Source organism: Streptomyces sp. NPDC002776, assembly GCF_053592195.1.
Map to the genome: position 1 here is coordinate 12,023 of NZ_JBSFVG010000002.1, position 12,523 is coordinate 24,545.

The following is a 12,523-nucleotide window of genomic DNA, read 5'->3' on the forward strand; positions in this document are numbered from 1 at the left end:
GTACGGGAGTTACTTGCGCATGACCTCGGGCTCGTGGCGGCGCAGGAAGCGGGCCACCAGGATGCCGCAGATCACGCCGAGCACGATCAGGGCGATCATGTCGAGGCTGTAGGCGCCGACCGTGTGGTCCCACAGCGGGTCGGTGTCGCCCTTCTCCTTGGGCGGGCTGATGTTGTTGAAGTCCAGCGTGGCGCCCGCGGCGGCGACCGCCCAGCGGGACGGCATCAGGTACGAGAACTCGTTGACGCCGGGGCTGCCGTGCAGGGCGAACAGGCAGCCGGTGAACACGACCTGGACGATCGCGAACATCACCAGCAGCGGCATGGTCTTCTCGGCGGTCTTCACCAGCGAGGAGATGACCAGGCCGAACATCATCGACGTGAAGCCCAGGCCCATGATCGGGATGGACAGTTCCAGCAGGACCGCGGTCTTGCCCTCGCCGAGGATCAGCGCCTCGTCGGGAATGGTCCGGCTGGAGAAGCCGATGGCGCCGACCATCAGGCCCTGGAGCACGGTGATGGTGCCGAGCACGATCACCTTGGACATCAGGTACGCCGAGCGCGACAGACCGGTGGCCCGCTCCCGCTCGTAGATCACCCGTTCCTTGATCAGCTCACGGACGGAGTTGGCGGCTCCCGCGAAGCACGCGCCGACCGCGAGGATCAGCAGGACCGTGGTGGCCGTGCCGTTCGGGACGGGCATGCCGGTCCCCGGGTTCACCTGCCGGACCAGCAGGTCCTTGTCCGGGTCGATGAGCAGGCTGACCGCACCGAGCACGGCCGGCAGGATCACCGTCAGGGCCAGGAAGCCCTTGTCGGAGGCGATCACCGACACATAGCGGCGCACCAGGGTCAGCAGCTGCGAACCCCAGCCCTGCGGCTTGGGCGGGCGCATCGCCTGGGCCGACGGCATGTGTACGGACTGCGGGGCGACCGCGTCGATGTCCGCGGCGTACATCTGGTAGTGCTGCGAGCCCTTCCAGCGGCCCGCCCAGTCGTAGTCGCGGTAGTTCTCGAAGGCGGAGAAGACGTCGGCCCAGGTGTCGTAGCCGAAGAAGTTCAGCGCCTCCTCGGGCGGGCCGAAGTAGGCGACCGCGCCGCCCGGCGCCATCACCAGGAGCTTGTCGCAGATCGCCAGCTCGGCCACGGAGTGGGTGACGACGAGGACCGTACGGCCGTCGTCGGCCAGGCCGCGCAGCAGCTGCATGACATCGCGGTCCATGCCCGGGTCGAGGCCCGAGGTGGGCTCGTCCAGGAAGATCAGCGACGGCTTGGTGAGCAGCTCCAGGGCCACCGAGACGCGCTTGCGCTGGCCACCGGAGAGGGAGGTGACCTTCTTCTCCTTGTGGATGTCCAGCTTCAGCTCGCGCAGCACCTCGTCGATCCGGGCCTCGCGCTCGGCCGTGGTGGTGTCGGCGGGGAAGCGCAGCTTGGCCGCGTACTTGAGGGCCTTCTTGACGGTCAGCTCCTTGTGCAGGATGTCGTCCTGCGGGACCAGACCGATGCGCTGGCGCAGCTCGGCGAACTGCTTGTAGAGGTTGCGGTTGTCGTAGAGGACATCGCCCTGGTTGGCCGGGCGGTAGCCGGTGAGCGCCTTGAGCAGCGTCGACTTGCCGGATCCGGACGGGCCGATGACCGCGACCAGCGACTTCTCGGGGACGCCGAAGGAGACGTCCTTGAGGATCTGCTTGCCGCCGTCGACGGTGACCGTCAGGTGGCGGGCCGAGAAGGAGACCTCACCGGTGTCGACGAACTCCTCGAGGCGGTCGCCGACGATCCGGTACGTGGAGTGGCCGACGCCGACGATGTCGGCCGGGCCGAGGAGCTGTGAACCGCCCTTGGCGATCGGCTGGCCGTTGACGTAGGTGCCGTTGTGCGACCCCAGGTCACGGATCTCCATCCGGCCGTCGGGCGTCGAGTGGAACTCGGCGTGGTGCCGGGAGACCTGGAGGTCGGAGACGACCAGCTCGTTCTCCAGGGCACGGCCGATGCGCATCACCCGGCCGACGGCGAACTGGTGGAACGTGGTCGGGCTGCGGTCGCCGTAGACCGGCGGCGCCCCCGCGCCGACGCCGGGGCCCTGCTGCTGCGGAATGCTCGGCGCGCCCTGCTGGGGCTGCTGCCAGCCGGCCCCCGGGGCCTGCTGCTGCGGCGGCGCCTGCTGGGCCCAGCCCGGGTTCGCGCCCTGGGCGGCGTACGGCTGCTGCTGGGCCTGCGCCTTCGGCACGGACACGCCGGCGCCGGTCAGGCTCAGGCGCGGGCCGTCGGTCGCGTTGCCCAGGTGCACGGACGAGCCGGGACCGAGTTCCAGCTGGTGGATGCGCTGGCCCTGCACGAACGTGCCGTTGGTGGAGCCGTGGTCCTCAATGGCCCAACTGCGGCCGCTCCAGCTGATCGTGGCATGCCGCCAGGAGACCCTGGCGTCGTCCAGCACGATGTCACCCTGCGGATCCCGTCCGAGGGTGTATGTCCTGGACGGATCGAGCGTCCAGGTTTGTCCATTCAATTCCAGTACGAGTTCCGGCACTCCATGCCCCACTGAGTAGTCCCCCGAGTTACCCCCATCAGAGGGAGTCTAGGGATGGCGAACATCGTCGGGAACTATTTCAGGCTCGGCCCCCTGACCGAAAGTCGGGCCTTGTGAAGACCACGCACATACGCATCGACCGGTTCCGTTGACGGGGTGGAAACCGGGCCGGAGAGTGGTAATCCACGCGAGGGGGACATGCGCGGCGAGTTCGCCGCTGCGCGGATCGGGGGGTCTGCCATGAGCGCGTCGAGGAACGCCGAGAGCACGAAGGTGCCGTGGGCGGACGTCCTGCTGTCCGCGGTCGCCGCGGTGAGCTGGGCGTTGATCGGGATGGCGGGTACCGCCGCGCTGGGTCTGCGCCTGCTGGAGGCGGACACGGCGGGCTCGCTGGGCCCGATGACCGCGGCGGTCGTGGCGCTCGCGGCGGGCGGTTCGGTGACGCCTTCGGGTGATGTGTCCGCATTCGGTCTTACGGGGGCGGAGGCGACGACCGCCATCGACATCACGCCACTGGGCGTGAGCCTGATCGGCGCGCTGCTCCTGTCGTGGTTCTTCCTACGGTCCTTGCGCGCGGCGGGAGTTGTGATCGCGCCGGCCGAACTCGCCGCGCGCGCGGGCGCGGTGGTCGCGCTGTCCGTGGCGATGCTGGGCGGGCTGGCCTGGGCGGGGGACGACGTCATCACCTTCGACGGGAGCGCGCTCGGACTCGACGAGCTGCCCGGCGGCGGGGGCGGAGGCGGGGGCGGTGTCGAGATTCCCGGGCTCGGGGACGTCGGGGACATCGGAGGGCTGCTGCCCGACCAGATCGGGGACCTGATCGACGCGGAGGCGGCCGTCGGCTTCTCGGTGGACACGGCATCGACGCTGCTCGGCGGCGCGTGCTGGTCGGCGGGGATCCTGCTGATCGCGCTGCTGGCGTCGCGGCGCACTCCCCTGCCGGCCGGCTGGACGGCCCTGCACCGCGTGGTGCGGCCCGCGGTGTCCACCCTGGTGGGGGTTCTGCTGATGGCGGTCCTCGCGGGGTTCGCGGCGGCGGCGTACGCGCTGATCGGCGACGACAACCCCAAGCGGATCGCGGGCGCCGCGCTGCTCGGGGCGCCGAACGGGGTGTGGCTGGGCATCCCGATCGGCCTGTTCGTGCCGTGGGACGGCGAGGCCGCCGGTCCCCTGGCGCAGTTCCTGCCGGACCCGCTGGACGACCTGCTGGTCGACTCCGACCGCGCCGTGACGCTGGGGCGGCTGGCGGAACTGGACGGACGGGTGTGGCTGCTGGGGGTGGCGGCGGCGATGGCGATGCTGCTGGCGGGGGTGCTCACGGCGGTACGGACGCCGGTGGTACGGGGTTCCGGCGCCCTCGGTTTCGCGGGTCGGTGCGCACTGCGGCTCGGCATCGTGACGGCGCTGGCGCTGCCGCTGCTGGCCTGGCTGACGGAGGTCTCCGTCGACGCGTCCCTGGCGGTACTCGGGGTCGACGCCTTCGACGCGACCGTCGAACTGCACGGGCAGCTGGGGGCGGCACTGCTGCTGGGCGCGGCGTGGGGAGCGGGGGCGGGAGCGACGGGGGCCCTGACGGCCCACGCCACGGGGGCGGCGGGGCAAGGGGCGGCGCCTTTGGCACTGGGTGACTTGGGGGTGGGGGGTGCGGGGGCTGTTCGGGGGGTGGACGCGGGGGCTGTTCACGGGGCGGACTCGGGGGCTGTTCACGGGGCGGACTCGGGGGCTGTTCACGGGGCGGACTCGGGGGCTGTTCACGGGGCGGACTCGGGGTGGTTGTGGAGGGCCGACGAGGGGCGTTGGCAGGGGGGCGAGCCTGTGCGGGAGGGGGGCTGGGCGCATGGGCAGACGGGCGCAGGGGCGGGGCAGGCGGGCACTGCGGTCGGGCTAGGGAGCGGGGCGCATGGGCAGGCAGGCACGGCGGCCGGGCAGGAGGGCGGGTCTTCCTGGCAGGCGGACGCAGCGGCCGGGGAGGCGAGCGGGGCGCATGGGCAGGCGGGCGCGGCGGCCGGGCAATCCAGGGGGACGCATGGGCAGGCGGGCGCAGCGGCCAGCCAGGAGGGCGGGGCGCACGGGCAGGCGGGCATAGCGGCCAGCCAGGAGGGCGGGGCGCACGGGCAGGCAGGCGCAGCGGCCAGCCAGGAGGGCGGGGCGCACGGGCAGGCAGGCGCAGCGGCCAGCCAGGAGGGGGGACCTTCCTGGCAGGCGGACGCGGCGGCCGGGCAGACGAGCGGGCCTACCTGGGAGGAAAGCGGGACGCCCGGGCGGGCGGCCGGGCCTGTGGGCGGGCCGGCCTGGGACGCGGGCGGGGCGCCAGGGCAGGTGGGCGGGGCGGCCGGACACGCGGGTGGGACGTCGGGGGCATCTGATCAGGCACGCGGATCTTCCCGGCAGGCGGGCAGGACTCCTGGGCAGAGCGGCGCGCCTACCTGGCAGGCGGGCTGGGCAAGCGGGCAGACAAGTGGGCCGCCTAGGCAGACGGACCGGGCGGCCGGGCGAGCGGACGGGCCGGGCGGGCGAGCCGCCACGGCACCGGAACAGGCAGCCGGAACGCCTGGCCAGGCAAGCGGAAGCCCCGGGCCGGCAACCGGCACGCCTGGACAGGTCCGCGGGGCGCCCGGGGACGGGCCGTACACGCCCGGAGTGCCGTATCGGCCGCCCAATCCCGACACCAATCCGTACCTGCGGGCCCCCGGAGAGCTACGGGAGCCGGAGGACGCGCGCCCGGAGGGGGCGGTGCCCGAGCAGGCCGGTCGGAGCGGCGACGACGTGTACGGCGCACCCACCGTGGTCCGGCCGATCGGTCCGCCGCCGAAGCCCGGGCGCCGTTCGTCCTCGGACGGCTCCGGCGAGGGGCCACCCCCGCCTCCTCCGCCACCACCCGCGCCGCCGAGGGGGCCCAAGGGACGCCGTTGAGGCGTGGCCGACGCGGAAGGCGTGTTCCCCCGTCGCGTCCGGGGCGCCGGTCGTCCTCGGACTGCTTTGGCGAGGGGCCCCCGCCTCCGCCGCCGGGTCCGGGCGTCGGTTGTCCTAGGTCGGCCCCGGTTCGCTCTCCTCCACCGCCGATGTGAGACGTGGGCCGCCGCCCCGGTCGCCCCGCCGCGTCGGCGGCGGGTTACGTCTGGGTCATCAGGCCGACGCCCAGTGTTCCGTGTCCGGCAGGCGGACCTCGGGGGCGGGAGGCACTGGGTGCCGGATACGGTGGAGACATCATGAGCGCTTCGCAGACCTCTGACGTCCCCACCCTTCTCGTCAAGATCTTCGGGAAGGACAGGCCGGGCATCACGGCCGGACTCTTCGACACCCTCGCCGCCTATTCCGTCGACGTGGTCGACATCGAGCAGGTCGTCACCCGTGGCCGGATCGTGCTGTGCGCGCTCGTGACCGAGCCGCCCCGCGGTCTCGAAGGGGATCTGCGGGCCACCGTCCACAGCTGGGCGGAGTCGCTGAAGATGCAGGCCGAGATCATCTCGGGGCTCGGCGACAACCGCCCGCGCGGACTCGGCCGCTCCCTGGTCACCGTGCTCGGGCATCCGCTCACCGCGGAGGCCACGGCCGCCATCGCCGCGAAGATCACCCACGCAGGCGGCAACATCGACCGTATCTTCCGGCTCGCCAAGTACCCCGTGACGGCCGTCGAGTTCGCGGTGTCCGGCGTGGAGACCGAGCCGCTGCGGACCGCTCTGGTGACCGAGGCCGCGCAGCTCGGCGTGGATGTCGCGGTGGTCGCGGCGGGCCTGCACCGGCGGGCGCAGCGCCTGGTCGTGATGGACGTGGACTCCACGCTCATCCAGGACGAGGTGATCGAGCTCTTCGCCGCGCACGCGGGCTGCGAGGACAAGGTCGCCGAGGTGACGGCGGCGGCGATGCGCGGAGAGCTGGACTTCGAGCAGTCTCTGCACGCGCGTGTGGCCCTGCTGGAAGGGCTCGACGCCTCCGTCGTGGACAAGGTGCGCAGCGAGGTACGGCTGACGCCGGGCGCCCGCACCCTGATCCGTACGCTGAAGCGGCTCGGCTACCAAGTCGGCGTGGTCTCCGGCGGTTTCACCCAGGTCACGGACGATCTCAAGGACCGGCTCGGGCTGGACTTCGCCCAGGCCAACACCTTGGAGATCATCGACGGCAGGCTGACGGGCAAGGTGACCGGCGAGATCGTGGACCGCGCGGGCAAGGCCCGCCTGCTGCGCCGCTTCGCCGCCGAGGCGGGCGTACCGCTGGCGCAGACCGTGGCGATCGGTGACGGCGCCAACGATCTGGACATGCTGAACGCGGCCGGTCTCGGGGTCGCCTTCAACGCCAAGCCGGTGGTGCGGGAGGCCGCGCACACCGCGGTGAACGTGCCGTTCCTCGACACGGTGCTCTATCTGCTGGGCGTCACCCGCGAAGAGGTCGAGGCCGCCGACATGCACGACGAGGACTGAGTCCCCGGCACGGCGAGAGGGGCCCGGCACCGGGCCCCTCCCCCGCGGACGGGGTCACTCCGAGGGTGCCCAGTAGTCGAGCAGCTCGGCCACGCCCGGTTCCAGGGCCTTCCAGGGCCCGGTGAAGCTCAGCACGGCGAAGGCGGCGGCCGGGAAGCCGCGGCGGTCCATCCGGGTGCGGGCGTCCTCCTCGGCGGACCCGGCCAGGACCTCCGCCAGCCCCTGGACACCAGGGTTGTGGCCGATGAGGACGGCGCTGCGCACTTCGTCCGGCGTCTCGTTGAGCACGGCGATCAGCTCGCCCGGCGAGGCCTCGTAGATCCGCTCCTCGTAAACCGTTTTCGGCCGGTGCGGGAACTCGTGGACGGCGAGCTTCCAGGTCTCGCGGGTCCGGGTCGCCGTGGAGCACAGGGCCAGGTCGAAGGGGACACCGGTGTCGGCGAGCTTGCGTCCGGCGACGGCGGCGTCCATCCGGCCCCGCTCGGCGAGCGGCCGCTCATGGTCGGTCACCTGGGGCCAGTCGGCTTTCGCATGCCGGAAGAGGACGATCCTGCGGGATTCTGCGACGCTCATGAGTCCCAGCTTCGCATGAAACACGCCACGCGGCGCCAGGAGTTGGCGGGCGACCGCGTCGCTGTTCAGCGAGCCATCAGCTGCTGTACGCGCTCGAAGAGCTGGGTGATCGCGGGGTCTGCGGTCGCGGCGTGCGCCTCGGCCGGATCGAGTATCAGCACCAGCAGGGTGACGAAGGCGAGCACGGGCAGGGCCAGGGCCCACCAGGGCAGCCGGATGTCGACGCCACCGCGGCGTGCCGAGTGGGGCGCAGTCTGCGTAGGGGCCGACATGGGTGCCTCCGCGGGTCGTCGAGTGGCCGGGAACCTGCTCCGTGGTCCGCGTCTCGCGGTCACATCTCGAAGCTACGGAATCCGCGGCACTCAACCCATCCGGTGATCCACCCAGTTGACCCTGACACTCGCCCCCTAGGGGATGGGGGGCTACCCCCACCATGGGCCGGCGGCGGGCCCTGGCTCACGGCGAGGCGATCGTCGCGATGACGGCGATGATCACGAAGATGGCGAGGAACGAGCCGAAGACGAGGAGCATCTTCTTCTGGCCGTTCTGCGGGTTCGGGTCGAGCACTGGCGACATGGGGCAAGTCTCGCACCCGCCGCCCGGGAGCGGGCCCGCGGGGTGCGGCTCAGCGGGTGGCCTCGTCCTCGACCGTGCGGTTGCGCCCGGCGAGGACGCCCACCGCCATCTGCGGGATCATCAGGGCGGTCATCAGCGCGATCGGCAGGCCCCAGCCGCCGCTGTGCTGGTAGAGCACGCCGACCAGGAGCGGGCCGGGGATGGAGATCAGATAGCCGGTGCTCTGCGCGAAGGCCGACAGCTGGGCGACGCCCGCGCCGGTCCTGGCCCGCATCCCGACCATGGTCAGGGCCAGCGGGAAGGCGCAGTTGGAGATGCCGAGCAGCACGGCCCAGGCCCAGGCTCCGGCGGCGGGCGCGAAGTACAGGCCGGCGTATCCGGCGAGCCCGCAGACGCCGAGCACGAGGGCGATCGGCCCCTGGTGCGGCAGGCGGGTGGCCACGCGCGGGATGACGAAGGCCAGCGGCACGCCCATCACCATGGTGACGGCCAGCAGCAGCCCGGCGGTGCTCGCGGGCACGCCCGCGTCCCGGAAGATCTGCGGCATCCAGCCCATCGTGATGTAGGCGGCGGTGGCCTGGAGCCCGAAGAACACGGCGAGCGCCCAGGCGGTACGGCTACGCGTGATCCGCAGCGCGGGCACCTCCGCACGCGGGCGTGCGTCCTTGTGGGCGAGCGCTCCCGCCCGCCCGGCCGCCCCATCGCCAGCGGATGCCCCCTGCCGTACGGGCGCCTCCTCCCGGGTGGCCGACTCCCCACGCGCGGATGCCTCACCACGCCCGGCCGCTTCCCCACGCCGGGCCGCTCCCCCACGCCCGCCCACTTCCCCACGCGCGGGCGCCCCTCCGCGCCCGCCCGCCTGTTCGTCCGCCCCCGGCGCCCGCCGGTCCCGTACGAACGGGAGCCAGGGCAGGACGGCCGCCGCCGCCAGGGCCGCCCACACCGCGAGCCCGGTCTGCCAGTTCCCGCCGAGCGCGTCCGTCATCGGCACCGTGACCGCCGCCGCGGCCGAGGTGCCGAGGGCGAGGGCCATCGAGTACAGGCCCGTCATGGAGCCGACGCGGTCCGGGAACCAGCGCTTGACGATGACCGGCATCAGGACGTTGCTGACCGCGATGCCCATCAGGGCGAGGGCGCTGGCGGCCAGGAAGGCGGGCGTGCTGCCCGCGTAGGGGCGGATCAGCAGACCGGCCGTGATGGCGATCATGCCCGCGCAGACGACGGCACCTAGGCCGAAGCGGCGCGCGAGGCGGGGCGCCATGACGCCGAAGAGCGCGAAGCACAGCGGGGGCACGGAGGTGAGCAGCCCGGCCATGCTGCCGCTCATGCCGAGTCCGTCCCGGACCTCTTCGAGGAGGGCGCCGAAGCTGGTGATCGCGGGGCGGAGGTTCAGCGCGGCCAGCACGATGCCGAGGACGATCAGACGTGTCGTCCACGCGCGCGTGGGCACCGGGGAGGCGTCGGCCGGCTGGGCCGAACTGCGTACGATGGCGGGTTTCGTCGTCCGGGTTTCCTCGCTTGCCATGTCACCCATCATAGAATCATGGGATGAATGCTTGTCCAACCTCCGGCCTGGGCCGGCCGCCCGTCCCATGCGAAGGTGTGCCATGCCCCTGAGCCAGCAACGCCGCTCCGCCCTGTCCGAGCAGGTCATCGCCGCGCTGCGGCACCAGATCACCTCCGGCGAGTGGCCGGTCGGCTCCCGCATCCCGACCGAGCCGGAGCTGGTCGCGCAGCTGGGAGTCGCTCGCAACACGGTCCGGGAGGCCGTCCGCGCCCTCGCCCACAACGGCCTGCTGGACATCCGCCAGGGCTCGGGCACCTATGTCGTGGCGACCAGTGAGCTGGCCGGGGTGATGCACCGCCGCTTCGCCGACGCCGACCCGCGGCACATCGCCGAGCTGCGCTCCACGCTGGAGTCGGGGGCGGCGAAGCTGGCCGCCGGGCGGCGCACCGAGAAGGACCTCAAGCAGCTCGACGCGCTGCTGCTCCGGCGTGAGGAGGCCTGGGCGTCGGGCGACGCGGAGGCGTTCGTGACGGCCGACGCCACCTTCCACCTGGCGGTGGTGGCCGCGTCCCACAACGACGCGATGACGGCCATGTACGCGGACCTGGGCGAGGTGTTGCGGGACTGGCTGCGTGAGGACGTCGGCGAGGAGCTGACGCCGGAGACGTACATGGACCACGCGCGGCTGCTGGACGCGATCCGCGCGGGCGACGCGACGACCGCGGCCCGGGAGGCGGCCGGCTATCCGTTCCAGTGCCGTCCGGGCCGGTTCAGCGCTGCTGGTGGCTGACCCACGCCGAGCGGACCTCCTTCCAGCAGCGCCCGGTGAGCCGTACGGTCGCCGCCGGGCCGGTGTCGACCGGGGAGCTGTCGGTGTCGAGGTCCCACCACCGGCTGCACTCGATGTGCAGCCGTACGCGGTCCATGTCGGCGTAGGGGTTGTGGCAGTAGGCGATCACGTGGGAGCCCTGCACGCGCGTGCGGCACTCGGAGCCGAAGGGCTCCGGTTCGCGAGCCTGCGGTGTCGCCTCGTACGGCAGGGACACCAGGAGAGCTACGGCGACGGTCACTGGGGCGAGGCTGCGGGGCAGACGCACAAGAGGGACCTCCTCGGCCGTGCTGACGAGGAAAACGCGTGGTGAAGGCGTAATCCAGAGTGCCCCGTCCGGGTGGGGCCCCGCCCGGCCGGATAGGCCGAACGAGCGACACCGGCACCACGTGCCGAGGGCCCCGCACCGGTCGGGTGCGGGGCCCTCAGGGGTCGGCCGAGGCCGAGCGGCGGCGTTACGCGCCGATGGCGTGCAGACCACCGTCGACGTGGATGATCTCGCCCGTGGTCTTCGGGAACCAGTCGCTCAGCAGGGCGACGATGCCCTTGCCGGCCGGCTCCGGGTCCTTCAGGTCCCATTCCAGCGGGGAGCGGTCGTCCCACACGGCGGCCAGCTCGCCGAAGCCCGGGATGGACTTGGCGGCCATGGAGGCGAGCGGACCCGCGGAGATGAGATTGCAGCGGATGTTCTGCTTGCCCAGGTCACGCGCGAGGTAGCGGCTGGTGGCCTCCAGAGCGGCCTTGGCCGGGCCCATCCAGTCGTACTGCGGCCAGGCGTACTGGGCGTCGAAGGTGAGGCCGACGACCGAGCCGCCGTTCTGCATCAGCGGCAGGCAGGCCGTGGTCAGCGACTTCAGGGAGTACGCCGAGACGTGCATGGCCGTGGCGACCGACTCGAACGGGGTGTTCAGGAAGTTGCCGCCGAGGGCGTCCTGGGGCGCGAAGCCGATGGAGTGCACGACGCCGTCGAGGCCGCCGAGCTCCTCGCCGACGAGGTCCGCGAGCCGCCCGAGGTGCTCGTCGTCGGTGACGTCGAGCTCGATGACCTTGGTGGGCTTGGGGAGCTTCTTGGCGATGCGCTCGGTCAGCGTGGGCCGGGGGAACGCGGTGAGAATGATCTCGGCGCCCTGCTCCTGGGCCAGCTTGGCGGCGTGGAAGGCGATGGAGGACTCCATCAGCACACCGCTGATCAGGACGCGCTTGCCCTCGAGAATTCCGCTCATGGTGATCAGTGACCCATTCCCAGTCCGCCGTCAACGGGAATGACGGCTCCAGTGATGTACGAGGCGTCGTCCGAGGCGAGGAACCGCACCGTCGCGGCGATCTCCTCCGGCTGCGCGTACCTGCCGAGCGGGACCTGCGACACGATGGCCGCGCGCTGCTCGTCGGTGAGCACCTTGGTCATGTCGGTGTCCACGAAGCCGGGCGCGACGACGTTGAAAGTGATGTTGCGCGACCCCAGCTCACGGGCGAGGGAACGCGCGAAGCCGACCAGCGCGGCCTTGGAGGCGGCGTAGTTCGACTGCCCCGCGGAGCCGAGCAGTCCGACCACCGACGAGATCAGCACCACGCGGCCCTTCTTGGCCCGCAGCATGCCCCGGTTGGCGCGCTTGACGACCCGGAAGGTGCCGGTGAGGTTGGTGTCGACGACCGAGGCGAAGTCCTCCTCGGACATGCGCATCAGCAGCTGGTCCTTGGTGACGCCGGCGTTGGCGACGAGGACCTCGACCGGGCCGTGCTCGGCCTCGATCTCCTTGTAGGCCTGCTCCACCTGCTCGGTGTCGGTGATGTCGCACTTGACGGCGAGGAAGCCCTTCGGGGGCTCACCCGAGCGGTAGGTGACGGCGACCTTGTCGCCGGCGTCGGCGAATGCACGGGCGATGGCGAGGCCGATGCCCCGGTTGCCTCCGGTGACGAGAACCGAGCGGCTCAACGGATCACCCTTTCGATAGCGGTCTGACAACCCGCCCGAACACCTGGATGACAGGCGGCTTCCCCGAAAACCTATCGGTCCCGAAGCTCATGGGGACAAGCGGGCACCGACAGTGGCGCGTCGGCGTCACTGTCGGATCCCTACAGAACCGAACCGGCCAC

At 72.1% G+C, this 12,523-nt stretch carries 10 protein-coding genes and 1 pseudogene; 3 read left to right on the forward strand and 8 right to left on the reverse strand.

Going from position 1 to position 12,523, the window contains the following annotated elements; translation table 11 throughout:
* Positions 1-9: 9 nt before the first annotated feature.
* Positions 10-2,526 (reverse strand): ABC transporter ATP-binding protein/permease, encoded by a 2,517-nt coding sequence (locus ACWD11_RS04160; protein ID WP_389418849.1) that lies wholly within the window; start codon positions 2,524-2,526, stop codon positions 10-12.
* A 240-nt stretch (positions 2,527-2,766) separates the two neighbouring features.
* Between ACWD11_RS04160 and ACWD11_RS04165 the strand changes: the two are divergent.
* Positions 2,767-4,180, forward strand: a pseudogene (locus tag ACWD11_RS04165) (streptophobe family protein); the annotation flags it as partial.
* 1,555 nt (positions 4,181-5,735) lie between these two features.
* Positions 5,736-6,944, forward strand: coding sequence for a phosphoserine phosphatase SerB (gene serB, locus ACWD11_RS04170; protein WP_389418848.1), 1,209 nt, complete (start codon positions 5,736-5,738; stop codon positions 6,942-6,944).
* 54 nt (positions 6,945-6,998) lie between these two features.
* Here serB and ACWD11_RS04175 read toward each other — a convergent pair whose 3' ends face one another.
* From ACWD11_RS04175 to ACWD11_RS04190, 4 genes are all read right to left on the reverse strand, one after another.
* Complete coding sequence (locus ACWD11_RS04175) at positions 6,999-7,517, reverse strand: SixA phosphatase family protein (RefSeq protein WP_451281174.1); 519 nt, start codon at positions 7,515-7,517, stop codon at positions 6,999-7,001.
* A gap of 65 nt (positions 7,518-7,582) precedes the next feature.
* Complete coding sequence (locus ACWD11_RS04180; protein ID WP_451281176.1) at positions 7,583-7,789, reverse strand: hypothetical protein; 207 nt, start codon at positions 7,787-7,789, stop codon at positions 7,583-7,585.
* 184 nt (positions 7,790-7,973) lie between these two features.
* Positions 7,974-8,093, reverse strand: coding sequence for an SGM_5486 family transporter-associated protein (locus ACWD11_RS04185; protein ID WP_284048361.1), 120 nt, complete (start codon positions 8,091-8,093; stop codon positions 7,974-7,976).
* A 49-nt stretch (positions 8,094-8,142) separates the two neighbouring features.
* A complete protein-coding gene (locus ACWD11_RS04190) occupies positions 8,143-9,630 on the reverse strand; it encodes an MFS transporter (protein WP_451281178.1) in 1,488 nt (495 codons plus the stop codon).
* Between the two features lie 70 nt (positions 9,631-9,700).
* Here ACWD11_RS04190 and ACWD11_RS04195 point away from each other — a divergent pair, with 70 nt between their 5' ends.
* On the forward strand, positions 9,701-10,390 hold the full coding sequence (locus ACWD11_RS04195; RefSeq protein ID WP_451281180.1) for a FadR/GntR family transcriptional regulator: 690 nt from the start codon (positions 9,701-9,703) through the stop codon (positions 10,388-10,390).
* On the opposite strand, the gene ACWD11_RS04200 is transcribed toward ACWD11_RS04195, so the two are convergent.
* The 3 genes from ACWD11_RS04200 to fabG all read right to left on the reverse strand — a co-directional run bounded on the left by ACWD11_RS04200 (position 10,371) and on the right by fabG (position 12,362).
* Entirely contained in the window at positions 10,371-10,697 is a 327-nt protein-coding gene (locus ACWD11_RS04200; protein WP_389418843.1) for a hypothetical protein, read from the reverse strand. The genes ACWD11_RS04195 and ACWD11_RS04200 overlap by 20 nt on opposite strands.
* A gap of 187 nt (positions 10,698-10,884) precedes the next feature.
* Entirely contained in the window at positions 10,885-11,652 is a 768-nt protein-coding gene (gene fabI, locus ACWD11_RS04205; RefSeq protein WP_389418842.1) for an enoyl-ACP reductase FabI, read from the reverse strand.
* A 5-nt stretch (positions 11,653-11,657) separates the two neighbouring features.
* Positions 11,658-12,362, reverse strand: coding sequence for a 3-oxoacyl-[acyl-carrier-protein] reductase (gene fabG / locus ACWD11_RS04210; RefSeq protein ID WP_389418841.1), 705 nt, complete (start codon positions 12,360-12,362; stop codon positions 11,658-11,660).
* Positions 12,363-12,523: the final 161 nt, after the last annotated feature.

Coding starts and splice junctions, on each gene's coding strand:
- serB (WP_389418848.1), top strand. CDS start 5,736: ATGAGCGCTTCGCAGACCTCTGACGTCCCCACCCTTCTCGTCAAGATC.
- ACWD11_RS04175 (WP_451281174.1), bottom strand. CDS start 7,517: ATGAGCGTCGCAGAATCCCGCAGGATCGTCCTCTTCCGGCATGCGAAA.
- ACWD11_RS04180 (WP_451281176.1), bottom strand. CDS start 7,789: ATGTCGGCCCCTACGCAGACTGCGCCCCACTCGGCACGCCGCGGTGGC.
- ACWD11_RS04185 (WP_284048361.1), bottom strand. CDS start 8,093: ATGTCGCCAGTGCTCGACCCGAACCCGCAGAACGGCCAGAAGAAGATG.
- ACWD11_RS04190 (WP_451281178.1), bottom strand. CDS start 9,630: ATGATGGGTGACATGGCAAGCGAGGAAACCCGGACGACGAAACCCGCC.
- ACWD11_RS04195 (WP_451281180.1), top strand. CDS start 9,701: ATGCCCCTGAGCCAGCAACGCCGCTCCGCCCTGTCCGAGCAGGTCATC.
- fabI (WP_389418842.1), bottom strand. CDS start 11,652: ATGAGCGGAATTCTCGAGGGCAAGCGCGTCCTGATCAGCGGTGTGCTG.